The sequence below is a fragment of the Pseudomonas sp. C32 genome (assembly GCF_030417915.1).
Lineage (GTDB): Bacteria > Pseudomonadota > Gammaproteobacteria > Pseudomonadales > Pseudomonadaceae > Aquipseudomonas.
Genome location: NZ_JAUHUK010000007.1, coordinates 17439 through 43631, shown reverse-complemented (window position 1 = coordinate 43631; position 26193 = coordinate 17439). Strand labels below are relative to the sequence as shown.

The following is a 26193-nucleotide window of genomic DNA, read 5'->3' as shown; positions in this document are numbered from 1 at the left end:
GAGGTGCAACATGGACCGATTCACCGGAAGTTGCCTGTGCGCAAACGTGCAGATCGTGGCGACGGGCCGCCCTTACCGGGTCGGCCTCTGCCATTGTCTGGACTGTCGCAAACACCATGGGGCGTTGTTTCACGCCTCCGCGATCTTCCCTCAGGAGGCGGTGACCATTAAGGGCGAAACCCGCGACTACGCCGGACGGTTTTTCTGCCCCCGTTGCGGCTCGTCGGTGTTTGCGCGCAGCGGCGACGAAATCGAAGTGAATCTGGGGTCACTCGATGCACCCGACCAACTCAAACCCACTTACGAAAGCTGGACCGTGCGCCGCGAAGCCTGGTTGCCGCCCTTCCCGCTCACCCGACACTACGCGGGTGATCGCGAAGGCATCGGGCGTTTCGAAGACGACTAACCTTTCAACGCCGCCTCGATGCCTGCAATGTCGATCTTGCCCATTTGTATCATCGCTTCGAAGGCGCGTTTGGCTGCGGCAGGATCCGGATCGGTGATCGCCGTCGTCAGGGCATCACCGTCGTACCAGAGGCAAATCGTGTTTTTGCTGACCATGTGGTTTCTCCAGAATCGGACATTGGCCGGTTCATTCTAGCTCGACATCGTCAGCCAATATTCGCACCCGGTCTTGGCTACTTCGCCACGCTTTGTTCCTTGATGTCGCCGCAAAAAATATCGACGCTGCCATCGGTCGCCGCCGTGCGCACCACCACGGAGTAGTTACCGGCCAGCAAGGCTGACAGCTCGACCGGCGCGCTCCTCGAGAACGTCCAACCGCGTATCGGCTGACGCTCGGTGGTGACGGTATCGTTCATCGCGTAGGCCACCGGCCCCGGTTGCTGGCAGCTGCCTTTGTTGATGAAGCTGTAGAGACGCAGAGGCAAAACAGCACCACTGGGCGCACCGCTGATGAAGAAACTGAGCCCGGTTTGCTTGTCCCACTGGGACAGCGTGACGTTGCCGATCTGACCGACGTTCTGCCGCGTAGCAACCAACGGAACATACACACTGTGGCCGGATGACGTGGTGCAGCCGTAGAGACTGCCGACGATCAATAGCGCTGCCAGCGAATGCCTGAGTTTCATGGCCAAACTCCTGCGAGAAGAACTGCAAAGGGAGATTAGCGGGTATAGCTCATTTATGGCGCTTCAGCCGCTGGCTGGCGGCCGGCTCATCAACAGGGCCACGCAGGCGGACCGGCCAGCGGGCATTGCGCAAAAGCGCAAGACTTCCCGGTGAAAAGCCGGATAATAGCGGCCAATTTGAAGCTCGCAATCTGGTAACCCTCATGGAAATCAAGGTCAACTTTCTCGACAACCTTCGACTTGAAGCCAAGTTCGACGACTTCACGGTGATCGCCGATCAACCGATTCGCTACAAAGGCGATGGTTCGGCACCGGGTCCGTTCGACTACTTCCTGGCTTCGTCGGCGTTGTGCGCGGCCTATTTCGTGAAGCTGTATTGCGAAACCCGCAATATCCCCACCGAAAACATCCGCCTGTCGCAGAACAACATTGTTGACCCGGAAAACCGCTACAACCAGATCTTCAAGATTCAGGTCGAGTTGCCGGCCGATATCTCCGAAAAGGACCGCCAGGGCATTCTGCGTTCCATCGACCGCTGCACGGTGAAAAAGGTCGTGCAAGCCAGGCCTGAGTTCGTGATCGAGGAAGTGGAAAACCTCGATGCCGATGCCCAGGCGCTGCTGATGCCGGCATCCAACTCAGAAGCAGGCACCTACATTGCGGGCAAGGACCTGCCGCTGGAGCAAACCATCGCCAACATGTCGGGCATTCTCGCCGGGCTGGGCATGAAGATTGAAATCGCTTCGTGGCGCAACATCGTTCCCAATGTCTGGTCGCTGCACATCCGCGATGCGAGCTCGCCGATGTGCTTTACCAACGGCAAGGGCGCGACCAAGGAAGGCGCGTTGGCGTCGGCGTTGGGCGAATTCATCGAGCGTCTCAACTGCAACTTCTTCTACAACGATCAGTTCTGGGGAGAAGAACTCGCCAATGCGCCATTTGTGCATTACCCGGACGAGCGCTGGTTCCAGCCTGGCCCTAAAGACGCACTGCCGGCCGAGATTCTCGACCAATACTGCCTGAAGATTTACAACCGCGATGGCGAGCTGCGCGGCTCGCATTTGTACGACACCAACTCCGGCAATGAAGAGCGCGGTATCGTTTCGCTGCCGTTCGTGCGTCAGTCTGACGGCGAGGTGGTGTATTTCCCGTCCAACCTGATCGAAAACCTGTACCTGAGCAACGGCATGAGCGCCGGTAACACGCTGGCCGAAGCGCAGGTGCAGTGCCTGTCGGAAATCTTCGAGCGTGCAGTCAAACGCGAAATCATCGAAGGCGAAATGGCCCTGCCGGATGTGCCGCAGGAAGTGCTGGCGAAATACCCCGGTATTCTGGCCGGCATCCAGGGCCTGGAAGAGCAAGGCTTCCCGGTGCTGGTCAAGGATGCATCGCTGGGCGGCGAGTTCCCGGTGATGTGCGTCACCCTGATGAACCCGCGTACCGGCGGCGTGTTTGCTTCCTTCGGCGCGCACCCGAGCCTCGAAGTGGCGCTGGAGCGCAGCCTGACCGAGTTGTTGCAGGGCCGCAGTTTCGAAGGCCTCAACGATCTGCCGCAGCCGACCTTTGAAGGCCATGCGGTGACGGAACCGAACAACTTCGTCGAGCACTTCATCGATTCGAGCGGCGTGGTCTCGTGGCGCTTCTTCAGTGCCCAGTCGGATTACGAATTTGTCGAGTGGGACTTCTCCGGCCAGGGTGAAAACTCCAACACCGAAGAAGCCGCAACGTTGTTCGGCATTCTCGAAAACATGGGCAAAGAAAGCTACATGGCGGTGTACGAGCACATCGGCGCAACTGCCTGCCGCATCCTGGTGCCGGACTACTCGGAAATCTATCCGGTGGACGATCTGATCTGGGACAACACCAACAAAGCGCTGTTCTTCCGTGAAGACATCCTGAACCTGCACAGCCTGGACAAGGCCGGTTTGCGGGCACTGGTCAAGCGTCTGGAAGAAAGCGAGCTGGATGACTACACCGACATCACCACGTTGATCGGCATCGAATTTGACGACAACACCGCTTGGGGTCAGTTGACGATTCTTGAGCTGAAACTGCTGATCTATCTCGCCTTGCAGAAGTTCGACGAAGCGAAAGAAATGGTCGAGATGTTCCTGCAGTACAACGACAACACCGTCGAGCGCGGCTTGTTCTACCAAGCCGTGAATGCGGTGCTGGAGATGAAGCTGGACGAAGACCTGGAACTGGCCGATTACGAGGTCAACTTCCGTCGCATGTTCGGCAACGAGCGGATGGACGCCGTGATTGGCTCCGTGGACGGCAGCGTCCGCTTCTACGGCCTGACGCCGACGAGCATGAAGCTCGAAGGGCTCGACAAACACCTGCGCCTGATCGACAGCTACAAGAAGCTGCACACAGCGCGGGCCAACGTCACCACCAAATAGCCTTTCTGTTTTATGTAGGAGCGAGCCTGCTCGCGATGGACTCAAATGCGCTGCGTTTAACCAGTAAGCACGCGTTTCCGTTAACGACCATCGCGAGCAGGCTCGCTCCTACAACAGTTAAAAGTTGATCTTGAACCCCAGCATGGCGTCATAGCCATGACTGTCACCGTCGAACCCCTGCCGATAACCGGCCGAGGCCGTGAACGTGGTGCGCTGGTTGGCCTGGTAATCCACCCCCAGGTTGACCTCGCCCCATGTCCCCTGAATATCCGACTCAAACGGCACGTAACCCGACTGGGAACTGAACTCGGTTTTCGGCTGCCCTTTGAATTCATGCCAGACGCTCGGGCGAATCCAGCCGTTGGTGCGGCGTGCGGTCTTGTCCGTTCCTTCGGTTTCCCAGTCCCTGGCAATGCGCACGCCCAAACGCCCGACCAATGACTCCACGTCTTTGAACCGCACATTGGCCCCGGCGTCATCGCTGTCATCCAGGTCAACGGTACTGTAGATGGCCTGGAGTTGAGGTTCGACGTACCAGTTTTTGTCGACTGCGTAGGGGTAGCCGCTCTCCAGTGAAGCGGTGTAACCCCAGCCTCGGGTTTCCAGTTCAGGCAACTCGCTGGGCTTGGCCTCGATATCGAAGCGGTTGACTTGCAGCACACCGTCCAGATACCAGCCCGAAGGTCCGAAATGGGTCCAATAGGCGCCCACCCCATACGCACGCAAGGTGTCCTGACCGGCCGCCAGGCCGTTGTAATGGCTGACGCCCGCATCGAGGGTGCCCGCCGACAGGGAAACACCCGCCTGATCATGGCTGCCATCTGTGTCGACCTTACGGTAGAGGTCGGTACCGACCTGGAACGCGGTCAGGTCATAGTTGTATTCCGGCGTGTTGCCCAAGGCATTTTTTCGATCCCCGTCCTGCTTGCCGCTGCGATAAATCACCCGTCCCCAACCCATCGACGGCGAATAGGTGGCCTGGTCCTCGGCGGGTAACGGGTCGCCAGGGTTGAGGCGCTCTTCGCCGACCCGTTCATGCAGGGTATCGACCATCGTCCGGCCGTAGACAAGGGCCAGCGCAGGCAGCGCACCATACAGCGAGACCTCGGGCCGGTAGTTTGGCACCGGGTCTGGTGTTGGATCCGGCGTTGGGTCCGGCGTTGGATCTGGATCAGGCCCTGGAGGATCATCCGGAATCAAGGCATCCGAGCGTAGATACCAAGTGTCCTTAGCGCTGCCATCCTCGGCGCCTTGTTGCAGACGATACTCATACGGCCCGGCGACGACCCGACGCGCGAGGCGGAAGGCATTCGGGTCGCTCGCCGTGGCAGACTTGTTGGTCAGCTCAACCACTGCAATCCCGTTGCCTTGGGTCACCTCCCCCAGGCCGCCAATGTTGCTGACGGAAACATTGGTAGCACCGCCGCTGCCTGTCGAGGTCGAGTCGACGACCAAAACGTCAGAACGGCTGTTTGCTCCCCCTTCGTTCAGTGTGCTGTTGAGCAGCAGACTGCCCCCGTTGGAAACGAACACCCCGCCCCCATCGGCACCGGCAGTGGTCGCGCCGCTGATAAGCAGCACGTTGCCCACGGTGCTGCTGCCCCCGGGCAGGTCAAGGGTCCCACTGTGGGTGAAACGACTCACGCCCAGCAATTGACCTTGCACCACACCGCCCGTTGAAGGCGTATTGGCCGATTGGCCCAGGGGTAAATAAGCCCCGCGGCTGTCGAAGTTGACGATGCCGGAGGTGGGCTGGGACGCCAGGCGAATCAGGCCGGTATTGTCGATGCTATTGCCGGTCGCCGAACCCAGATTGCTGACCGCAACACCCCACGTATCTCGGGTCCCGCTGCCGGTGCTGTCGGCAAAATTGCGCAAGGTCCAGGTGCCTGAGTTGGCGACTTGGCTGACAGCGCTTGCCGCCGTGACCGAACCAGTCATTTGCCCCGCATTATTGAGTGTGAACGTGCTACCGGTACCGCTCGCATCCGCATGGACGGCCGAATCGCTGAGCGCCGCAATGTTGCCCGTGTTGTTCAACACTTGCGTGGCACCGGCCAGGGTGACGCCGCTGCTGTCTGCCCATCCACCCGAAATCGCCGCGCTGTTGCTGACGCTGACCGATCCGCCTTGCGCCTGCGCGTCGATCCCCGATGATCCGGTGCCCTTGGTGGTGATCGCCCCAGAATTGTTGACCGTCACATTGGCGGCGCCTGAAGCCTCGGCACGAATGCCCTGGCTGTTGCTGGCACCGAGCGTCTGGATCGCACCGGTGTTGGTGATCGTCTGCTGCCCGGTGGTTGAAAACGTGCGAATGCCCTGTTGTTGATTGCCCCGCGCAATGAGTTCGCCCTTGTTGCTGACATTGAGGCTGCCCAATCCGGTTCCCGAATCGAACGCATTGCCGGCCACGATGGCGGCGCCGGAGCCGTTGACGTCGATGCGCGGCCCGGTAAATGCAACATTCACATCGCCGCCCTGGGACAAGGCCTGCAGGCCGAACGAGCCGATGCCGGTGCCGTCGCCACCGCCGGTATTGGAGTGGGTGATGATCGTCCCGCCAGCATTGATGTCCACGGTTCCCGTGGCCGACTGGGTCGAGGCGTAGATGCCGTTCGCATTGCCGTTGAACGTCTCGATGCGATTGCCGGTGTAATCGACACGCACACTGCCCGCCCTCGCTTCGGCCCGAATGCCGCCTGCACCGGCGCCGCTGGCCGAGATGTCACCCGCGTAATCCACGGCGATGTTGCCACCTTCTGCACTGAGTATGATGCCGTAGGCGCGGGTGGTCGTCAGGCCACCGACGACATTGATATTGCCATTGCCCGTTACGTTCACGTCCCCGGTTCCGCGCTTGATCACGTAGATGGCGCGCGAACCGGTGATATCGGTGGTGCTGCCAACATTGAGCTGAGCATTGTTCTGGATGCTGATATTGCCCAGAGCCCCAACGTTATCGTTAACGTAGATACCGTGGCCGCCGCCACCGGTCGTGGTGATCGTGCCATCGTTGACCACGGCAATGCTGCCAGTAGTCGAGAGCGCGCGGATACCGAAGCCGTTCAACCCGTTGGTGGTGATCGAGCCGCTGTTGTGCAACGTGGTGTCGCCGGTGCCGCCTTCCGTAAAAATGCCGAAAGCGTTCATGCCGCGCCCTTCGACAGTGGCGGCATTATCGACCGTGGTGTTGCCGTTGATCGCACGGGTATGGACCCCGGCGTGATTGCCAACACCCGCGGTGGGAGACGAATCGTCGCCAATAGGCGGACCGCTGGACAGTTCGCTGGCGTTGTCGACGAGGAAACTGACGCCACTTGCGACGCTCACATTGACGTTACCGCTGCCCGTGCCTTTGGCCCAGATGCCGTTGCCGCCTGACGTGGTGATCGAGCCGTTGCCGTTATGCGCCACATTGATCGCGCCACCGCCACTGGCGTTCACATCGATGCCGTCGTGTTCGTTGCCTTCGACGGTATTGAGGATGTTCAGGGTGGTGCCGGACGTGACCGAGACAGTGGACAGTCCGGTATTGACGTTGGTGATCGCCAGCGCATCGAGGCCCGAGCCACCGAGGTTGACCGTGGTTACGCCGCCATCAACTGTGAGTGTGGCATTCCCTGAACCACCCGCTCCTATCACGTTGGCGAAGACCGCGTTGGCGGCGGTGGGCGGCGTGCTGGTGATCGTGGTGCCGCTGAGGGTGATCGCCGAGTTGCCGTTATTGGCGCGACTGAGCACCGACGAGCCAATAGACGTGGTGATCGTCGTACCCGCTTGCGTGGCAATGGATGCATCAAGTCCAGCCGCGGGCGTACAGGTTTGGGACAGGATATAGGCCCCGGGCGCCGCCGACCCGCACGCGGCTTGCGCATCCGGCAGCCAGAACGTGTTGATGATGACAAACAGCAAAGCACAGCGGCCGCCCAAGCTGTAATCGATGGATTCTGTCGCGGACGTGGATCGCATATTGACCTCCCAGTCTTGCTATACCGTTGGTTTGGTAACGTCGGTACTTCGTCTTCCCTGAAGTTCTGCTGCGCACCGTCATGAACGTTAGTTGATTTTCAATGCGGGCGACGAAAAAGCTGAAAAATCAGCACATCAGAACCGGGTGAGTCGCCGTTCGGCGTTATGACCCAGACCAAGCGTAGGTGCAGGCCCTTTTTCCATGTACCCTTCCGGCCGATTGCTTTCTGTCGCGAGGCTCTCACGCCAGATGGCACTCATCCCTATTTGAAGAATTGCCCCGGACTGTTTGTTCACGCATGAACGGCAACGTTTACCCGGGCGAGTAAGAGGCTGCAGTTGAACGAACAGACATTGTCCATGCGCCTGGAGCGCGTGGCGGCGCATGTGCCGGCGGGTGCACGCCTGGCCGATATCGGCTCGGACCATGGCTACTTGCCGGTGGCGTTGATGCGCCGTGGCGCCATTGCGATGGCGGTGGCCGGCGAGGTGGCATTGACACCGTTTGGTGCAGCACAACGCACGGTGCGCGAGAGCGGCCAGGAACTGAGTATCACCGTGCGCCTGGCCAACGGCCTGGCGGCGATCGAGCCGGCAGACGGGATTAGCGCGATCAGCATTTGCGGCATGGGCGGCGAAACCATCCGCGACATTCTCGACAGCGGCAAGGCGTGCCTGAGCGGCCAAGAGCGCCTGATCCTGCAACCCAACGGCGGCGAACAGCCTCTGCGCCAATGGCTGATGGACAATGGCTACCGCATCCTCAGCGAAGAAGTGCTGCGGGAGAACCGTTTCTACTATGAAGTCATCGTCGCCGAGCACGCCGGACCGGTGATGTACTCCGCCAGAGAGCTGTACTTCGGCCCGCTTCAGATGCAGGCACGCAGCCCGGTGTTCCTGGCCAAGTGGCAGCGCTTGCTGCGTGAGAAGCAGCGGACCCTGAGCCACTTCGAGCGAGCGCGGCAGGTGCCCGAGGAAAAGGTACAAGACATCGCCCGGCAGGCTCGCTGGATCAGCGAAATGCTGGCGTTGAGCCCGGCCCAGGGGTCGTTCGACAGATCGTCGAGCGGCGAACAGGCTTGAGTCGAGTTACGCAAGGTATAAAGCCGTACGCATTCGTTTATACCGAGGCCTGCTATAGTCAGCCGGGAGTGTCTCAAGGCAATAGTTGCGCAAAAGCATTCTAATCAGGAGTTTTGTTATGCGAATCGTAGCGGCCGCTGTGTGTACCGCCCTGCTCTCCCTGGCCTTGCCATCGCTGTCCTATGCCGGTTCGGATTGTGATGATGCGGGCAGTGCCAGTGACGTCAGAAACTGTCTGAAAAACAACAGCGACAACAATCAAAAGGGTAAAGGCAATTGCAATGACAATGGCAATTGTGGAAAGGCCAAAGACAAGGCAAAAAACAAAGACTATGACGATGACGATTACTCGGTCAATTGCAAGGACATCAACAGCACGGTGCTACGCCGCCAATGTCTTGATAAACGCAGAGACTGATTGAATCGTCATTTTGAGTGAGCCAACACGCGACGCTGTTCGGTGTTGGCTCAATACAAAACCCAAGTCAGTCGCTCTTGGCGGTGGCCAGGTAATACGCAACCAAAGCGTTAGCGTGGCCATGCCCCATACCGTGTTCCGCCTTGAGCCAGGCCACCCTTTCCATATGCTTTTTGTCGTCTACTGTTTTAAGCAGGTTCAGCCAGTGGCTTATTGGCTGCCCGTACTTCTTTTCAATCGACGGAAAGTACGAGGCAGGGCCTTTGGTTTTTATCTCTTCAGTCACGATGCAAACTCCCTTTCGGCTCAACAGTCAGGCGACAAGTTATGTCGCGTTGCAAGTTGCGTGTGGAACGCTGTATTGAAGTGTTCAAATTAAAGCACAGGCTGACGTTTGCGCGACCGGGGTCAGTAGCGAATGATCGCACTGCCTCGCACTCATCTCATACAAAGCTTGCAACCGTCAGGGATACTCTTGACGGGCATGCAACACACTCAATATTTCGATTCGATCCGTCACTCGGTAAACCACCAGGTAATTGGGATGCACAACAATTTCCCGAGTGCCGGGCACTCGACCAAATCGATAAAGGCAGGGGTGTTCAGGAAGGGCCGATGTAGCAATCTCTATCGCCTGAAACAACTCGCTGGCCGCTGCGAAGTTACGGTCGCCAATGTAATTCAGAATCTGCCAGAGTGCGGCCCGCGCTTCGGGCCGCCACTCAACCAGCATTGTGCTGGTTGCGCTTTGACTCGATGAGGGTTCGTAAATCTGCCATCACTTGATCATGCGGCAGGTTCGGGCGCGGGTCATCGAGCGATGCTTGCACCTTGGCACGGAACCAAAGTTCATGGCTGGCGGCCTGTTCTTCGGTTTCAAACTCTGAAACGATCGGGGAAAGTTCGGCGCTCATAGCGGCCTCCGGGTCAGTATCTGGAAGTCTAATCGGTCTAGCGTTCGCTGTCGTTGCTGGCAGGATGAAGTGTCAATGATCAGCTAGCGCAATCATGTCGCGTCGGATCGTAAGCGTTTCACTTCCGATGGCCAACCGCAAAACCGCGTAGGATTTTTCCCCCACTATCGCGAACAAGCTCGCTCTCACAGGGATTGCCCGTATCAACCCAGGCTTTCGCTGATCTGCGCCGCCAGTTGCGCCAGCATTCCCGGCACTTCCTGGACCATTTCGCCCATACGTGCAAAGTCGTGGGTCATGCCGGCTTTCACGTCCAGCACTAACGGCTGGCCCGCTGCGCGCAGTTTTTCGGCCCAGGCCAGACCTTCATCCAGCAATGGGTCGTACTCGGCCAGCCACAGTATCGTGGGCGTCAATCGTTCCAGGCGTTCGGCGAACAGGGGTGAAAACCGCCAGTCGCTGCGGTCGGCCTCGCTGCGCTGATACTGCTGGTAGAACCACTCCAGCGTGGTGGCTTCCAGCAGATAGCCTTCGGCGAATCGCTCCAGGGACGGGCGTTTTTTCACGGCGTCGATCACCGGGTACAACAACACTTGCAGGCGTGGCGAAAGCGGCCAGGCCTGCGGGTCCTGAGCGATGGCAATCGACAGCGACGCCACCAGGCTGCCACCAACACTGTCCCCGGCCAGCGCCACCCGCTGCGCATCGAGCCGCAGCGCCGGCGCGCCGCTCGCCAGCCAGCGTGTCACGTCTTCGGCATCGTGGTAAGCGGTGGGAAAACGGTGCTCGGGCGCCAGGCGATAATCTGCCGACAACACGGCAAACTCCCCCGCTAGTGCCAAGCGTCGGCACAAGGTGTCGTGGGAATCGAGACTGCCCACCACGTAACCGCCACCATGGAAGTACAGCAACACCGGGAGCGGTTCGTTGTCCGACTGCGGTTTGGCGTAAAGACGTGCACTGAGCAAATGCCCATCGCGTGCAGGGATGCTCACAGCCGTCACCGTCAGTTCACCCACCGGCGCGGTATCGAGCAACTGTGAGGTCTGTTCGAATTGCTGGCGGGCCTCGTCCGGGGTCAACTCATGCATGGGCTGGCTCTTGCCGCTGAGGCGGCCGAACTCGGCCAGCTCAAGAAACCCTTCGATGTCCGGGTGCAGTGCCATGGGCGGTCGTCTCCAAAAATAAACAGGCTCACCGTGGTAAACGAAGCGTGAGGGTTGTTCGTTAGGGCGAACTCGATAACCTCAGGCTGAATGAAAACCTGTGGCGAGGGAGCTTGCTCCCGCTCGGCTGCGCAGCAGCCGCAAATCCGCACAACGCGGTGTGTCCAAATAACCGCGATGGCTGTTTTTGGGGCCGCTTCGCGACCCAGCGGGAGCAAGCTCCCTCGCCACAATTCGCGGCTTAGAATTCTTTCACCACCTCCGGATCAAGCATCGCCGCCACAGCCTCCAGACATTCATCCATTTGCAAAATATCGAAATGCCCGGCCGTCACCGTTTGCACCTTGCGCAACCGCGGTTGCTGGCGTTCGAGGGTTGCGCGTTCCTCCGTCGGGTTGCCATCGGCCCACCAACAGCAAAGCTCGGTTTGCGGTATCGGCAGCGCATCGACCTGCCGCGACAGCGCCTTCAATCGCATGCTGACCATGAACGTCTGGGCCAACTCATCGGCACCAAGCAAGGCATACCCGCTGGCCTGCTCGCTTTGCGTGTCGATGAGTGCACGAATGATCCGCGCCACAGCCTCGTGATCCCCCTCCGCTTCTGCATGCAACGCCCGTTCAACCACATCGGTATCCATGCCCAGCGTCGCGCCAAGAAACTCGGCCAGGTCCACGCGCCACTCATCCGGGCTCGCTACGGCATTGGCTGGCGTCGGCACAAAGCTGTCCACCAGCCCGACGAACGCGGCGCGCTGCCCCTGCTGTTCAAGCAAATCAGCGACCATTAACGCCAACGCCCCGCCCAGCGACCAACCCAGCAAATGGTACGGCCCTTGCGGTTGCTTGCCTCGAATGGCGTCGACGTAATCCCCGGCCATTTGCGCCAGCGACGTGTCCTGCCACTGCCGATCGAGCAGCATCCGGCATTGCACGCCGTAAACTGTGCGCTCGCCCTCCAGGCGCCGGGCCAGCGGCTCGTAGTCGAACACCGTGCCGAAACCGGCGTGCAGGCAGAACAGCGCAGGCTGATCGCCCACTACCTGATTGAGCAGCAACAGCGGTTGCGGGCACTGCCGCACAGGTTGTTCATCGACACCGGACAACCCGGCAATCGTCGGCTTGGCCATCATGTCGCGCAGTTTCAGCTGGAAGTCCGGCAGATTCAGAGCGCGGACTTTCGAGATCACTTTAAGGGTGCGCAACGAATCACCGCCCAGTTCGAAGAAGTTGTCGGTGATGCCGACCTTCTCGATGCCCAACACCTGTTGCCAGATGTCCGCCAACGCCCATTCCAGCGGCGTGCGCGGGGCCACGTAGTCGCGGCCCGTGAAGGCTGGATCGGGCAATGCCTTGCGGTCGAGTTTGCCGTTGGGCGTCAGCGGGAAGCGCGGCAGCACCACGACCTGCGTCGGCACCATGTAGTCGGGCAGGCTCTCGCGCAATGCCGCCTGGCAACGCGGGCCGAGGCCATCGTCTTCAGCCGCCACCACATAGCCGATCAATTGCGGACCTTGCCCGTTTTCCCGCACTACCACCAATGCATCGTTGACTCCGGCCTGCTCGCGCAACCGCGCTTCGATTTCGCCGAGTTCGATGCGAAAACCGCGCACCTTGACCTGATGGTCGACGCGCCCGACGTAATCAAACACGCCATCCTCGCGACGGCGCACCAGATCACCCGTACGGTACAGGCGCCCGCCTTCACGGCTGAACGGATCGGCAGCAAAGCGCTCGGCGCTCTGCCACGGATGACGGTGATAGCCGCGTGCGACACCGCGCCCACCGATGTACAACTCACCGACCATGCCCACCGGCAACGGGTTGAGGTCCATGTCCAGCACATGCAGGCTGCGGGCGCCGACGCGTTGGCCAATCGGCGCATACATCGCCTGGCACTGGCCATCGGCAGCGATTTTCCACAGCAGCGGCGTGACCACGGTTTCCGTCGGGCCGTAGCCGTTGACCAGGTATTGCGGCCTGAGCGTGTGCTTGACCCGTTCGAACGTGGCGTCCGGCACCGCGTCGCCGCCGAAGCAATAGATGCGCACCGGCGGCGGATTGCCACCCTGCAGTTCGGCGTGCTCGGCCAGTTGCAGCAGGTACGCCGGCGGGAAGCAGGCGACGCTGATGCGCTGGCGGTGCAGCACCGCCAGGGTCTGCTCGGCGGTCCACAAGGTGTTGTCGCGGATCACCAGGGTCGAGCCGCTGATCAGCGCGGTGATCCAGCGTTCATGGGCACCGTCGAAGGCGAACGACATGAAATGCAATTCGCGATTGCCCGGGTCCATTTCGTACAGGTCGGCGATGGCTTGCACATGCATGCTCAACGGTCCGTGAGCCACGGCGACGCTTTTCGGTTTGCCCGTGGAACCCGAGGTGTAGATCAGGTAGGCCAGTTGTTCGGCGTGCACGGAACAGTTTGGCGGCGCCACCTTGACGTCGAGGTTCAAGCGATCCACCGCGACCATCGGCGTGCCCGGATTGAGCTGCGCAACATCGCGCAAACGCTCTTGAGTCAGCAGCAGACGCATGCCGCTGTCGGCCATCATGTAGCGCAGGCGCTCCTGCGGGTATTGCGGATCGAGCGGCACGTACGCAGCGCCGCACTTCATCACCGCCAACAACGACACCACCAGTTCCAGCGAGCGCTCCATGAACACACCGATCACGTCCTCGGCCTGCACGCCTTGTTCCAGCAGATGCACCGCAAGGGCATCGGAACGACGGTCGAGTTCGGCGTAGCTCAAGTGCTCGGCATCGCGATCGGCATGGCTCAAGACCAGCGCCGTATGATCCGGTTGCCGGCGTGCACGCTGACGAATCAGCTCGTGCACCGGTGTTTCATCACCGGCAGCCACCACCGGCAGCTCGCCGTCCAGCGCCCGGCCTTCGTCCAGGGTCAGCAACCCCAGCTCGCCGACGGCACGCCCGGCGTCCTCGCACAGGCGCTGCATCAGGCTTTCCATGTGGCTGCGCAGGACTTCGACGGTGGCCAGCTCGAACTGATCGCGCTGGTGCATGTACTCGATGCGCAGCCCTTCATCGAGGCTGACCATCAGGTCCATGGCGAAGCTGGTCAGGCCGAAATCGGAGACGTCCTCGAAACGCAGGGAGTCGCCGTTCCACTCGCGCAGCGTGCGGTCCACCGGCTGGTTTTCGAACACGATGATGCTGTCGAACAACGACTGTCCGCCCTGCCCAGCCCAGCGCTGGATATCGCCGAGCGGGGTTTGCTGAAAGTCGCGGATGTCGAGGTTGTAGGCCTGAATTTCCCGTAACCAGTCGCCGACGCGGGCCTCGGTCGGCACCGTGTTGACCACCGGCAAGGTGTTGATGAACAGCCCGAGCATGTTCTCCGAGCCGGTGAGGGTTTCCGGGCGACCGGACACCGTGGCGCCGAACGTCACCGTGCGCTGACCGGTGTAGCGCTGCAACAGCAGCAACCACGCGGCTTGCACAAGGGTATTGAGGGTCACCTGCTGTTGCTGGGCAAACGCTTGCAAACGTGCGGACTGCTCGGCACTCAGGTGCGTGTAGATCGCGTGATAACCCGCTTGCGGCGCCTTGACCGGCAAGGCGCGGGCCAGGTGTGTGGCGCCTTCGAGATTGTTGAGTTTGTCTTTCCAGAACGCTTCGCTGGCCTCGGCGACTTGCTGGCCGAGCCAGTCGATGTAGTCGCGATAGGCCGCAACCGGTTCGTGCTCCTCACCGCTGTAATGACGCAACACCTCACCGATCAGGCGCGACACGCTCCAGCCGTCCATGAGGATGTGGTGGTAAGTCCAGATCAGGCGAAAGCGGTCGTCCTCCAGACGCACCAGCAACAGGCGCAGCAACGGCGCACGGTTCAGCGAGAAGCCACGCTCACGCTCCTCGAAAGCCAATTGGCGCACGCGCTCAGGCTGCTCATCCAGCCCGCGCCAGTCCAGTTCGGTCAGCAGCGAAGGTGCGTCGCGCAACACCACTTGCAGCGGCTCCTTGTCGCCCTCCCACAGGAATGCGGTGCGCAGGATCGCGTGACGTCGGGCTGCGTCGGCCCACGCCTCGCGCAAACGTGCACCGTCGACGCCGCGCACGCCCACTTCGATCTGGTTGACGTACAGCCCCGAATCGCCATCCTGCACCGAGTGAAACAGCATGCCCTGTTGCATCGGCGACAGCGGATAGACGTCCTCGACTTCGTCCGCCGTCAGCTCCAGCGCCTGATATTGCGCGGTACTCAGTTCGATTTTCACGACGGGTACAACCCGTGTCGGCTCCGTTTGATCCGCCGCGAGCGGTTGGGCGACCGTCGCCAGTTCGGCGATGGTCGGATGGCTGAACACGTCCTTGGGGGAAATGCTCAACCCGGCCTTGCGTGCACGGCTGACCGCCTGGATCGAGACGATGGAATCGCCGCCCAGTTCGAAGAAGTTGTCCTGCATGCCAATCTGCGGCACTTCAAACAATGCCTGCCAAACCGCTTGCAGCGTTGTTTCCACGGCATTGCGCGGCGCGACGTATTCGCGCACTTGCTGGTCCGGCTGTGGCAATGCGCGGCGGTCGAGTTTGCCGTTGGGCGTCACCGGCAACTGGTCAAGCCGCAGCATGTGGCTCGGCTGCATGTGCTCGGGCAGCGCGTTGCGCAGGTGTTGCTTGAGTGGATCGATGGCGGCATCACCGACGACGTAAGCCACCAGCTGTTTGGATTTGCCGACATCGAGGGCGATCACCACGGCCTCGCGCACCTGTGGATGCTCCAATAGGCAGGCTTCGATTTCTCCCAGTTCGATGCGTAAACCACGGATTTTCACCTGATGGTCGATGCGACCGACGTATTCGATCACGCCGTCTTCGCGGTAACGCGCCAGGTCGCCGGTGCGGTACAGGCGCTCGCCCTGCGCACCGAAGGGGCTGGCGACAAAGCGCTCGGCGGTCAGGTCCGGGCGGTTGTGATAACCACGGGCCAGGCCGATGCCGCCCAGGTACAACTCGCCGACGCAGCCCGCCACTTGCGGTTGCAGGCTGTCGTCGAGGATGTAGGTCACCAGGTTGGCAATCGGATTACCGATCGGCACGCTGAAGCCGCCGTCATCGACACAGGTCCAGTGGGTCACGTCGATGGCCGCTTCGGTCGGACCGTACAGGTTGTACAAACCGACATTCGGCAACACGCCGAACAGGCTGTGCTGCAAATCCACCGACAGCGCTTCGCCACTGCACATGATCTGCCGCAGGCTGGCGCATCGCTCGAAGCCTTCGCCCTGGACGAAGGCCTGCAACATCGACGGCACGAAATGCAGAGTGCTGACCTGATACTGCTCAATCAGGCTGACCAATTGCGCCGGATCGCGATGGGCGCCCGGCTCGGCCACGGCCAGGCGTGCGCCGACCATCAGCGGCCAGAAGAACTCCCAGACCGACACGTCGAAACTGAACGGGGTTTTCTGCAACACGGTGTCGCGCCCGTCCAGCGGGTACGCGCCCTGCATCCACGCCAGACGGTTGTACAAGGCATCGTGACGGTTGGCCGCGCCCTTGGGTTTGCCCGTGGAACCGGAGGTGTAAATCATGTAGGCCAGCGATTGCAACTCGACCACGCAGGGCAGGTTTTCTTCGCTCAGGCCTTCGAGCAACGGCGCCATATCGTCCAGGCAGATCGCCGTGGTGGCGGCTGGAATCGGCAACCGCTCCAGCAGATGACGCTGGGTCAGCAGTAAGTGCACGCCGCTGTCTTCGAACATGTGTTGCAGGCGTTCACGCGGGTAATCCGGGTCCAGCGGCACATAGGCGCCACCGGCCTTCATGATCGCCAGCAGGCCGATCACCAGCTCCAGCGAACGCTCGGCGGCAATGCCCACCAGCACTTCGGCGCCGACGCCCTGGCTGCGCAGGTAGTTTGCCAGTCGGTTGGCCTGTTGGTTGAGTTCGCGATAGCTGAGGGATTGGCCGGCAAACACCAGGGCCGGTGCGTCCGGGGTCTTCAGCACTTGATCTTCGAAACACTGGTTGACCGGACGCATATCCGACCAAGTCTGCGCGGTGCGGTTGAAGCCTTCCACCTGCTGCGTCGTTTGTGCGGCATCGAGCAGGCTCAAACGCCCCAATGGCTGCTGCGGCGCACTCACCATGGTATCGAGCAACGCGCGCAGACGTGTGCTCAAGCCTTCGATGGCCTCGGCGCTGAACAGCGCCGTGTCGTAGTTGAAACGCAGGTCCAGGCATTCGCCCAGCTCGGCGGCAATCGCCAGCGGAAAACTGGTTTGATCGTGATTGCTGATGCCGGAGAACTTCAATGCACTGGAGTTTCCTTCCTCCAGCGCTTGCGCCACCGGATAGTTTTCGAACACCAGCAACGTGTCGAACAACGCCTCGCCGGAATGACCGGCCCAGCGCTGCACATCCGCCAGCGGTGTGTACTCGACGTCGCGCAACTTGAGATTGAGGGCCTGGACTTCATCGATCCATTGGCTGACCGTGCGCTCGGGGTGCGGCGTGGCGATCACTGGCATGGTGTTGATGAAAAGGCCAATCTGCTGCTCGATCCCCTGCAACTCGCTCGGACGCCCCGACACCGTGGCGCCGAACGCGACGGTTTGTTGACCGGTGTAGCGCTGCAACAGCAACAGCCACGCCGCTTGCAGCACGGTGTTGGGCGTGACGCGCGCATGACGGGCGAACCCGCTTAGGCGTTCGGTGGCTGTACGATCCAGGCTCAGGTGCAGAGTGCGATGACCACCGCCCTGCCCCGCAACCGGCCCCGGCAGGGCACCGGCCAAACGGGTCGGCTCGGCGAACGTCTGCAACTGCTCCAGCCAGAATGCTTCGCAAGCGGCGCGATCACGGGTGTCCAGCCAAGTCATGTAATCGCGATACCGGCCAACACCCGGCGCGGGCATGGTTCCGGAATACCGTTGCAGCACTTCGCCGAACAACTGCGAAGTGCTCCAGCCATCCAGCAGGATGTGGTGGTTGGTGAAAATCAGGTGGTGCGTATCGCGGGCAGTTTGCACCAGCGTCAGGCGCAGCAATGGCGCCGCCATCAGGTCAAAACCGCGCAATCGGTCGTCCTCGGCCAGACGATCCAGCGCTTCAGTAACGTCGGCCTGATCGCGCCAATCGAGCACGGTCAGCGGCAGCGTGGCGTCGGCGAGAATCACTTGCAGCGGCCGCGAGCCATTGCTTTCGCTGAAGAACGCGGCGCGCAAAACCTCGTGGCGATTGAGCGTCTGTTGCCAGGCATCACGGAAGGCTTCGACGTCGAGGCCTTGCACATCCACGCGCATCTGCGGCACGTAGGCGCCAGCATCCGGAGCGAACAGGCTGTGGAACAGCATGCCTTGCTGCATCGGCGACAGGGGCAGGATGTCTTCGATCCGGTTTGCGGCCAAAGGCAAAGCATCAAGCTGCACCTGATCGACGCGCACCAGCGGCACATCACTCGGCGTCAGGCCACCGGCACCGCCGAGGCAATGCTCGATCAACCGCTGCAATTCCATGGCGTAGGCATCGGCCAGGCGCTGCACGGTTTGCGGGTTGAACACGTCACCGCTGAAGGTCCAGCTCAGGCGCAATTGCCCGGCATAGACCTGACCGTTGATGCTCAGGCCACGGTCCAGCGCTGCCGATGCGCCCTGCTCGGCGCCACCGCTTTCCTTGGCCGGGCGCCACGGCGCGTGCTCGTCGAAGCTGGCGTCGAACTGGCCCATGTAGTTGAAGGTGACCTGAGGCGACGGCAGATCCTCAAGCCCGGCGTCGGCCAGATAGCGCAGGATACCGAAACCAATGCCCTTGTCCGGCACGGCGCGCAGTTGTTCCTTGACCGCTTTGATGCTGCCGGCCAGATCGCTGGCCGGGGTCAGTTTCACCGGGAAGATCGAGGTAAACCAGCCCAGCGTCCGGGTCAGGTCGATGTCGTCGAACAGATCTTCGCGGCCATGGCCTTCGAGCTTCACCAGCGTCGACGGCTGGCCTGTCCATTGGCCCAGCACCCGCGCCAGCGCGGTCAGCAGCAGGTCGTTGACCTGAGTCCGATAAGCCGCCGGAGCGTCCTGCAACAACTGACGGGTGAAGGTGCTGTCGAGCAGCGTTTCCACGCTCACGGCATGGTGGCTGGCGAGGCGGCCTTGCGGGTTGTCGGCGGGCAACTCGACCTGCACGTCGCGGAACTGGTTCTGCCAATAAGCGGCCTGGCGGGTCAGCTCAGCACTTTGCGCATGGGATTGCAGGCGAGCGGCCCAGGTTTGATAAGCGCTGGTTTTCGCGGGCAGACGCAGCGGTTGAGCCTGCTGCGCTTGTTGATACGCGGTTTGCAAATCTTCCAGCAGCAAACGCCAGGACACGCCGTCCACCGCCAGGTGATGCACCACCAACAGCAATCGCTGGCCCGCCGCGCCCATGTCCACCAGCAACGCACGCAACAGCGGGCCGTCCTGCAAATTCAGACTGGCTTGCGCGGCGTTGCACAGTTCCAGCAGTTCATCGGCGTTGGCAGCCTGTCGCTGCCACAGTACCTCGGCGCTGCTCCACTGTTCGGCCTGGGCCTGTTGCCAGACGCCATCGACCTGACGCAACCGCAGACGCAATGCATCGTGATGTTCCACCAATGCGACCAGCACCTGTTGCAGGCTGGCGCTGTCCAGCGGCTCGCGCAGTTCCAGCAGCAGCGACTGGTTCCAGTGATGCCTGGCCTCGATGTCCTGCGCGAAAAACCAATGCTGGATCGGCGTCAGCAACACCTCACCACGCACCGGTCCCTGATCGATCACCAGCCCTGCACTGCGCTCGGCAACCTTCGCCAGACTCTGCACGGTCTGGTGCTGGAACAAGTCCCGTGGGGTAATGCGAATCCCGGCCTGCCGCGCTCGACTGACCACTTGGATCGATATGATCGAATCGCCGCCCAGCTCGAAGAAGTTGTCGTCGATGCCCACGCGTTCGAGCTTGAGCACGTCTTGCCAGATCGTTGCCAATGCGGCCTGCATCTCATCCAACGGTGCTGTGTAGGCCTGTTGCGTCAGCGCGGCGTCAGGTTTGGGCAGCGCATTGCGATCAAGCTTGCCGTTGCTGGTCAGCGGCCATTGGTCGAGTTTGATCAGGTGCGCCGGCACCATGTAATCCGGCAAACCGGCCTGCAAATGCTCGCGCAGGGACTGGCGCAAATCGCTGTCGTCGCCGGTCGCGGTGAACCACGCGACCAGTTGCGGGCTGCCATTGACCTCGGGCGCCAGCACCAGCGCCTGCTCGATGTCCGGAAGACTTTGCAGGCGATCCTGGATTTCCCCCAGTTCGATGCGAAAGCCGCGAATCTTTACCTGATGGTCGATGCGCCCGGCGTACTCGATGCTGCCATCGGCGCAATACCGCGCCAGATCGCCGGTGCGATACAGGCGCGCTCCGGCCTCATCGGCAAACAGATCCGGGACAAACCGCGTAGCCGTCAGGTCAGCGCGCTGGTGATAGCCGCGAGCGAGGCCGGCACCGCCGACGTACAGTTCACCCACGCAGCCTTTGGCCACCGGGTTCAGGCGCGGGTCGAGCACGTACCAGCGCAGGTCGGCAATCGGCTCGCCCAGCGGTGAACTGTTAGCGCCATCGAGGTCGGCGCGGGACAGCGGGCGGTACGTCACGTGCACCGTGGTTTCGGTGATGCCGTACATGTTGATCAGCAAAGGCTGCCGGTCATCGAACGCGTCGTACCACGGACGCAGGCTGGCCACGTCCAGCGCCTCGCCGCCGAACACCACGTAACGCAGGGCCATGTTTTTCGCGTCGGCACATGCGAACGGCATCAACTGGCGGAACGCCGACGGCGTCTGGTTGAGCACCGTGACACCCTCGTCGCGGAGCAAGCGAGCGAAGTCCTCCGGGGAACGACTGACCGCGTGGGGCACCACCACCAGTTTGCCGCCGTAGAACAGCGCGCCAAAGATTTCCCACACGGAAAAGTCGAAGGCATAGGAATGGAACAGGCTCCAGACATCGTCGGCGCTGAAACCGAACCAATGTTCGGTGGCACTGAACAGACGCGTCAGGTTGCTGTGGGGCAACAGCGTGCCTTTGGGTTTGCCGGTGGAACCCGAGGTGTAGATGACGTAGGCCAGGTTCTGCGGCGCGGTCAGGTTCGGCAGGTTGTCGGCACTCGCCTCAAGCAGCCAGTCGCTGGCGTGATCGAGGCAGATCACTTCAATGCTGTCGTTCAACGGCAGGCTCGGCAGCAATGCGGAATCGGTCAGCAACAGGCGCGTGCCGCTGTCGGCGAGCATGTAGGCGAGGCGATCCTGCGGGTATTGCGGATCCAGCGGCACATAGGCGCCACCGGCCTTGAGGATCGCGACCAGGCTGACGATCATTTCCAGCGAACGCTCAAGGGCGATCCCGACCATTACGTCCGGGCCCACGCCGCGTTCGCGCAGGCGATGGGCGATGCGGTTGGCGCGGCTGTTCAGCTCGGCGTAAGTGAGGGTGGCGCCCTCGCCGGTCACGGCGATGTTGTGCGGATGCGCGGCAGCTTGCGCCTCGATCAATTGATGGGCGCACAGAGCGTTCGCCGGATCGCTGTTCAATACCGCGCTGCGATTCCAGTCGAGCAAGGTCGCGTGCTGCTCGGACTCGTCGAGCATCGGCAAATCGGCCAGGGCCACGCGGCTATCCGCGCAGATTGCCTGCAACAGGTTCAACCAATGCCGGCCCAGACGCTCGATGGTCGAAGCATCGAACAATTCGGTGGCGTAGACGAACGACGCGTGGATAGCCTCATCGCCCTCGACGGTGTCGAGCATCAGGTCGAACTTGGTGGTTTTTTCATCCCAGATCAGCGGCTCGACGCTCAAGCCCGGCAAGTCCCAACGCTGTGGATCAGCGCTGTCGCGCTGGTGATTGAACATCACTTGGAACAACGGCGTGTGGCTCAGGCTGCGTTCCACACCGAGGCCATCGACCAGTTGTTCGAAAGGCAAATCCTGATGGGCTTGCGCGCCAAGTGCTGCGGCTTTGATTTCAGCCAGCAACTGCACAAACGGCTTGTCCGCCTGGGGCTGGCTGCGCAGCACCTGGGTGTTGACGAAAAAGCCCAGCAGGTTTTCCACGTCCTGGCGGGTGCGGTTGGCAATCGGCACGCCGACGCGGATGTCCTGCTCGCCGCTGTAGCGATGCAACAACGTCTGCAACGCCGCCATCAACAGCATGAACAGGGTGCAACCTTCGCGGCGGGCGAGTTCGCGCAACTGCGCAGTCAATGCGGCTGAAACCTTCAGTTCGACGCTGGCGCCCTGCTGGTTCGGGATCGCCGGGCGCCGACGGTCAGTCGGCAGGCTCAGCGGCGGGTGTTCATTGCCCAATTGTTCGCGCCAGTAATCGAGTTGGCGTTCAGCCTCGCCGGCCTCCAGCCACAGACGCTGCCAACGGGCAAAGTCGGCGTACTGGATGCCCAGCTCCGGCAGCTGCGCAGGCTGCCCGGCACTCAGTTGCGCATAAAGTCGGGTGAACTCCTGCAACAGGATCGGCAGCGAACCGCCGTCGGTGACGATGTGATGAAAAGTCATGACCAACACGTGTTGCTCGGCGTCGAGGCGGATCAACCGGCAACGCATCAGCGGGCCATTCTGCAAGTCGAACGGCTGCTCGGCATTCAGGGCGATTTGCCGTTGCAACTCGACCTCGTCGCCCGCGCTGACGTCGACCAGCGGCGCGTCCATGTGCGGGTGGATTTTTTGCAGCACCTGCTGGTCGTCGAAGACAAACGTGGTGCGCAGCACTTCATGACGCTGCACCAGCGCGCTCAAGGTTTGCGCCAGTGCCTCATGATTCAGCGCGCCATTCAGGCGAAAGGCACCGGTCAGGTTGTAGGCGGTGGCCTGGGGCTGCATCTGCCAGAGGAACCACAAGCGCTGCTGCGCGTAGGACGCCGGCAGGGTGTCGACGCTGGGATCCCTTGGCGGAATCGGCAGCCGTTCCAGGGTCAGTCCCTGGGCGTGCATCTTTTGTTGCAACGCACGCCGGGCGTCGGCGCTCAAGCCGCAGAAACGCTGGGCCAGGGTCATCATTCTGTCCGGTGTTGCACTCATCGCGCGTGTTCCTCATCCACTTCGTCGAACAACGCTTCGAGAGCGTCTACATCGTTTTCTTTATGTTCACTGTGCTGACGGAACTGCTCGATCTGCGCCGCCAGACGCTCCAGGGTGTCGCCTTCGAAGAACAGCTTGAGCGGGATCGCCAGGTTCAGTTGTTCCTGAATCCGCGCACGAATGCGCGTGGCCAACAGCGAGTGCCCGCCGAGTTCGAAAAAGCTGTCGTGCACGCCAACGCGCTCGACGTGCAGCGCTTCGGCCCAGATCGCCGCCAGCGCTTTTTCCAGATCGTTGCGCGGGGCGACGAAGGCGCTGCGGCGCACATCCAGATCGAGCAACGCCTGACGATCGAGTTTGCCGTTGGGCATCAGCGGGAACCGTTCCAGCACCTGCAAGCGCGTCGGTTGCAGGTGCTCGGGCAGCGCCTCGGCCAGGTGGCTGCGCAATTCATTGAGGCGGATGTCGGCGGTGTCGGCCGGGGACACCACGAAGCCCAGCAGTTGCGGACCGGTCGGGGTTTCGCGGGTAACCACCGCAGCGTCTTCGATGCCCGGGGCGTTGCGCATGGCCGACTCGATCTCGCCCAGCTCGATGCGGAAACCACGGATTTTCACTTGATGGTCGACCCGCCCCAGGTACTCCAGCACGCCATCGGCGCGATAACGCGCCAGGTCACCGGTGCGGTACAAGCGTTGGCCCGCCGTTTTCGCGAACAGGTCGGGCACAAAGCGCTCAGCACTCAGCGTGACCCGTTGCAGATAACCCCGGGCAATGCCGGCACCACCGACATACAACTCGCCCTCAACGCCCACGGCCACCGGTTGCAGGTCCGGCCCCAGCACGTGGATGCGCATGCCGGCAATCGGTTGACCAATCGGAATACTGTCGTCGTCTTCGCCGAGCGGTAGCTCCCACGCCGAACACCACACGGTGCCTTCGGTCGGGCCGTACTCGTTGACCAGCGCCACCCCCGGCAATGCCTCGCGATGTCGCTGCACCAGCGCGTTACTGCACGCTTCGCCAGCGACAATCACGCAGGCCAGCGCCTGACGGTCGAGGTGTTCGAGAATCTGCGCGTGGTAGGACGGCAAGGTCAGGTAGTGGGAAACCTCTTCCCGCTGGATCAACGCCGCCAGTTGCACCGGATCCTTGTAGCTGTCTTCGTCCGGCAGGCACAGGGTCGCGCCCTGCCCCAACGCCCAGAAAACCCCGGCCACCGAGCTGTCGAAGGAGAACGACGAGAGCATCAGGAACGAACGCAACGGCTGACGATAGAAGGCACTGCGCGCCAGGGTCGAAGCCACGGCGTTGGCATGGCTGATCATCACGCCCTTGGGCTTGCCGGTGGAGCCGGAGGTGTAGATGACGTAGGCCAGGTTCGCGCTGTCGCCCTGGGGTTCAGGTTGAGTCGGCGACGCGGACCAGACTTCGGCACCCGGCATCAGGGAAACAACGTGTTCACTGAGCAACGCTTCTGGCAACGGCTGACAGGCCAATACCTGACGCGCACCCGTGTCGGCGAGCATGAACGCCAGACGTTCGATCGGGTAGTTCGGGTCCAGCGGCAAATACGCCGCGCCCGCCTTCAGCGTGCCCAACAGCGCGATGACGATTTCCAGCGAACGCTGGCCGTAAACCGCCACGATCTGATCCGGTTTGACGCCTTGACCGCGCAAGGTATTGGCCACCTGGTTGGAGCGTGCATCGAGTTCGGCGTAGCTCAGGCGCTCACCGTTGACGCTCACCGCGATGCGCTGCGGGTGCAGCCGCGCCTGTTCGCTGAACAGTTCTTGCAGGAAGCGGCACGGCAACGCCTGCTCGGTGGCGTTCGGATTGAAGCCCTCGATCAAACGGCCAAGATGCGCCTCATTGACCAGACTCGCCTGAGCCAGCGTCAGCTCGGGCACTGCGAGCAACTGGTGGCTGAACTCGGCAAACTGGGCCAGCCATTCGCTCAGCATCGATTCCGGGACTGTGCCCTCCGGAGACGACAGCCGCAACCGCTCACCCTGAACCCGCAGGCGCAGCACTTCGGGGTTGGCATCGTCGACCTCGATAGCGGGTTCGACACCGGTTTCATAGACGAAACCATATCGCAGCGGCGCGGTGCCTTCGGCGCTCAACTCGAATTCGTTGAGGCAGTCGAGCCACGACAGCGATTGCTCAAGGTTGGCGGTAAACGATGCCAGCGCTTGTGCCAATGTTTGATGGCTGCGGTAATCGAAGGCCACCGGCAAGCGACGGGCGAAGCGTCCGAGGGTCGCGGTTGTTTGCTCGTTGCGCCCCTCTACTTGCCAGCCGATCAACAACTTTTCCTGATTGCCGATGCGCGCAACAAAGGCACTCCACAGCAGCAACACCACCTGTTCGGCCTCGACACCGAAGTCAGCGGCTGTCCGCTGCACGTCGCCAAACCATTGGCTGTCAGCGAGCATGGCCTGACGACGCACCCGCGCAACGTCGACCGCTTTTTCGAAGGGCAAGCGGTGCGCCACGACGAACTTTTGTTGCAGGTTGCGCCAGAACGCCGCGCCTTGATGGCCGAGGTCTTCCTCGCGCAGTTCTTGCTGCCACGCGGTGTAGTCCAGGTATTGCAGTGCTTCTTCGTCGACGGGCAGCGTTTCGCCGCGCAACAGACTGGCGAGTTCGCTGGAAAGCACGCGCAACGAGGCTTCATCGAAGCTGCTCGCCAGCGTCAGCACCGTGACCCAATGCTGTCCGTCAGCGGTCTCGACCGGTGCCACCGCCAGCACCCGGATCGTATCGTTGAGCATGGCTTCACGACTGCGCTCGAAGGCGTCAGACACGCAAGGCTGGCGGCCCAGCAACGTGAGCGGCAGTTGATCGCACAGGCTTTGCACCGGCCATTTCATCCCCGGCAACCGGCGATAAACCGTGCGCAGGGTTTCGTGGCGCTGGCCCAGCGTGTCCAGCGCTTCGCGCAAAACTTGAGCGGTCACCGGTTGGGCCAGCGGCAGCGTCAGGGCGGCAAACAGGGTTTGTCCAGCCAGTTCCTGGGCGCGCAGATAGAACGCCTGTTGGGCCGAAGTCTGGAATACGTCTACCGAAGGTTCGAGGGCGGTGGTGTTCATGTCGGGTGT

General features: G+C 61.6%; 12 protein-coding genes and 1 pseudogene. 4 read left to right on the top strand and 9 right to left on the bottom strand.

Features of this window, described 5'->3' with window-relative positions; all coding sequences use genetic code 11:
* Positions 1-10: 10 nt before the first annotated feature.
* On the top strand, positions 11-406 hold the full coding sequence (locus QYH43_RS09970) for a GFA family protein (RefSeq protein WP_301156970.1): 396 nt from the start codon (positions 11-13) through the stop codon (positions 404-406).
* Here the strand turns inward: QYH43_RS09970 and QYH43_RS09965 are convergent.
* Positions 403-516, bottom strand: a pseudogene (locus tag QYH43_RS09965) (VOC family protein); the annotation flags it as partial. The gene QYH43_RS09970 and the pseudogene QYH43_RS09965 overlap by 4 nt on opposite strands.
* A gap of 122 nt (positions 517-638) precedes the next feature.
* A complete protein-coding gene (locus QYH43_RS09960; protein ID WP_301156969.1) occupies positions 639-1091 on the bottom strand; it encodes a hypothetical protein in 453 nt (150 codons plus the stop codon).
* A gap of 203 nt (positions 1092-1294) precedes the next feature.
* Between QYH43_RS09960 and QYH43_RS09955 the strand changes: the two genes are divergently transcribed.
* Positions 1295-3493 carry an OsmC domain/YcaO domain-containing protein gene (locus QYH43_RS09955; RefSeq protein ID WP_301156968.1) on the top strand — a complete coding sequence of 733 codons (2199 nt, stop codon included), beginning with the start codon at positions 1295-1297 and terminating at the stop codon, positions 3491-3493.
* Positions 3494-3610: 117 nt separating this feature from the next.
* Here the strand turns inward: QYH43_RS09955 and QYH43_RS09950 are convergent, their stop codons facing one another.
* Entirely contained in the window at positions 3611-7462 is a 3852-nt protein-coding gene (locus QYH43_RS09950) for an autotransporter outer membrane beta-barrel domain-containing protein (protein WP_301156967.1), read from the bottom strand.
* Between the two features lie 339 nt (positions 7463-7801).
* On the opposite strand from QYH43_RS09950, the gene QYH43_RS09945 reads away from it, so the two are divergent.
* Both QYH43_RS09945 and QYH43_RS09940 read left to right on the top strand, forming a co-directional pair.
* The gene (locus QYH43_RS09945) at positions 7802-8545 is read left to right on the top strand and encodes a tRNA (adenine(22)-N(1))-methyltransferase TrmK (RefSeq protein ID WP_301156966.1); all 744 of its coding nucleotides are present in this window, start codon (positions 7802-7804) and stop codon (positions 8543-8545) included.
* Positions 8546-8663: 118 nt separating this feature from the next.
* On the top strand, positions 8664-8963 hold the full coding sequence (locus QYH43_RS09940; protein WP_095059068.1) for a hypothetical protein: 300 nt from the start codon (positions 8664-8666) through the stop codon (positions 8961-8963).
* Positions 8964-9030: 67 nt separating this feature from the next.
* Here the strand turns inward: QYH43_RS09940 and QYH43_RS09935 are convergent, their stop codons facing one another.
* From QYH43_RS09935 to QYH43_RS09910, 6 genes are all read right to left on the bottom strand, one after another.
* Complete coding sequence (locus QYH43_RS09935; protein WP_095059067.1) at positions 9031-9249, bottom strand: DUF4287 domain-containing protein; 219 nt, start codon at positions 9247-9249, stop codon at positions 9031-9033.
* Positions 9250-9426: 177 nt separating this feature from the next.
* Positions 9427-9696 carry a type II toxin-antitoxin system RelE/ParE family toxin gene (locus tag QYH43_RS09930; protein WP_301156965.1) on the bottom strand — a complete coding sequence of 90 codons (270 nt, stop codon included), beginning with the start codon at positions 9694-9696 and terminating at the stop codon, positions 9427-9429.
* Positions 9686-9877 carry an antitoxin gene (locus QYH43_RS09925; RefSeq protein WP_301156964.1) on the bottom strand — a complete coding sequence of 64 codons (192 nt, stop codon included), beginning with the start codon at positions 9875-9877 and terminating at the stop codon, positions 9686-9688. The genes QYH43_RS09930 and QYH43_RS09925 overlap by 11 nt, the downstream gene beginning before the upstream one ends.
* Before the next feature lie 203 nt (positions 9878-10080).
* The gene (locus QYH43_RS09920) at positions 10081-11043 is read right to left on the bottom strand and encodes an alpha/beta hydrolase (protein ID WP_301156963.1); all 963 of its coding nucleotides are present in this window, start codon (positions 11041-11043) and stop codon (positions 10081-10083) included.
* A 241-nt stretch (positions 11044-11284) separates the two neighbouring features.
* Entirely contained in the window at positions 11285-23089 is an 11805-nt protein-coding gene (locus tag QYH43_RS09915; RefSeq protein ID WP_301156962.1) for an amino acid adenylation domain-containing protein, read from the bottom strand.
* The gene (locus tag QYH43_RS09910; RefSeq protein WP_301156961.1) at positions 23086-26184 is read right to left on the bottom strand and encodes an amino acid adenylation domain-containing protein; all 3099 of its coding nucleotides are present in this window, start codon (positions 26182-26184) and stop codon (positions 23086-23088) included. The genes QYH43_RS09915 and QYH43_RS09910 overlap by 4 nt, the downstream gene beginning before the upstream one ends.
* Positions 26185-26193 lie beyond the last annotated feature (9 nt).

Excerpts from the sequence above, each read along its gene's own strand:
- QYH43_RS09970 (WP_301156970.1), top strand. The coding sequence starts at position 11 with ATGGACCGATTCACCGGAAGTTGCCTGTGCGCAAACGTGCAGATCGTG.
- QYH43_RS09920 (WP_301156963.1), bottom strand. The coding sequence starts at position 11,043 with ATGGCACTGCACCCGGACATCGAAGGGTTTCTTGAGCTGGCCGAGTTC.
- QYH43_RS09955 (WP_301156968.1), top strand. The coding sequence starts at position 1,295 with ATGGAAATCAAGGTCAACTTTCTCGACAACCTTCGACTTGAAGCCAAG.
- QYH43_RS09925 (WP_301156964.1), bottom strand. The coding sequence starts at position 9,877 with ATGAGCGCCGAACTTTCCCCGATCGTTTCAGAGTTTGAAACCGAAGAA.
- QYH43_RS09910 (WP_301156961.1), bottom strand. The coding sequence starts at position 26,184 with ATGAACACCACCGCCCTCGAACCTTCGGTAGACGTATTCCAGACTTCG.
- QYH43_RS09950 (WP_301156967.1), bottom strand. The coding sequence starts at position 7,462 with ATGCGATCCACGTCCGCGACAGAATCCATCGATTACAGCTTGGGCGGC.
- QYH43_RS09915 (WP_301156962.1), bottom strand. The coding sequence starts at position 23,089 with ATGAGTGCAACACCGGACAGAATGATGACCCTGGCCCAGCGTTTCTGC.
- QYH43_RS09960 (WP_301156969.1), bottom strand. The coding sequence starts at position 1,091 with ATGAAACTCAGGCATTCGCTGGCAGCGCTATTGATCGTCGGCAGTCTC.
- QYH43_RS09940 (WP_095059068.1), top strand. The coding sequence starts at position 8,664 with ATGCGAATCGTAGCGGCCGCTGTGTGTACCGCCCTGCTCTCCCTGGCC.
- QYH43_RS09930 (WP_301156965.1), bottom strand. The coding sequence starts at position 9,696 with ATGCTGGTTGAGTGGCGGCCCGAAGCGCGGGCCGCACTCTGGCAGATT.